The organism is Streptococcus sp. UBA632, from assembly GCF_002300045.1.
GTDB lineage: Bacteria > Bacillota > Bacilli > Lactobacillales > Streptococcaceae > Streptococcus > Streptococcus alactolyticus.
This window is the reverse complement of record NZ_DBPA01000024.1, coordinates 1-403: the sequence shown is the minus strand read 5'-3', so window position 1 is coordinate 403 and position 403 is coordinate 1. Positions and strand designations below refer to the sequence as shown.

Sequence of the window (403 nt, the reverse complement as noted above, 5' to 3'; positions counted from 1 at the left end):
TCTCGGTGGTTTCATCTTCGTATTTTTCCTGAGCAATGATGGCACAGCCGTAAGCTCCCATTAGACCAGCAATGCTTGGGCGAACCACTTCGCGTTCGCTGACCAATTCAAAGGCACGAAGTACCGCTTCATTGTAGAAGGTTCCTCCCTGAACCACGATTTTTTCCCCTAAATCTTCAGGGCGTTTGAGTTTGATAACCTTGTACAAGGCATTTTTGATGACTGAATAAGACAATCCTGCTGAAATATCTGCCACGGTTGCCCCTTCTTTTTGCACTTGTTTGACTTTTGAATTCATGAAAACCGTGCATTTTGAGCCTAGGTCCACGGGGTGTTGTGCCAATAAAGCAACCTGAGCGAAATCTTTGACGTCGTATTTGAGGGATTTGGCAAAGGTTTCAAT

1 protein-coding gene is annotated in these 403 nt (G+C 44.9%); it reads right to left on the bottom strand.

Annotated elements, in window-relative coordinates; translation table 11 throughout:
* Window positions 1-403 (bottom strand): BadF/BadG/BcrA/BcrD ATPase family protein (locus B3473_RS03025; protein ID WP_293651169.1); only part of this gene is annotated, 403 nt, incomplete at both ends.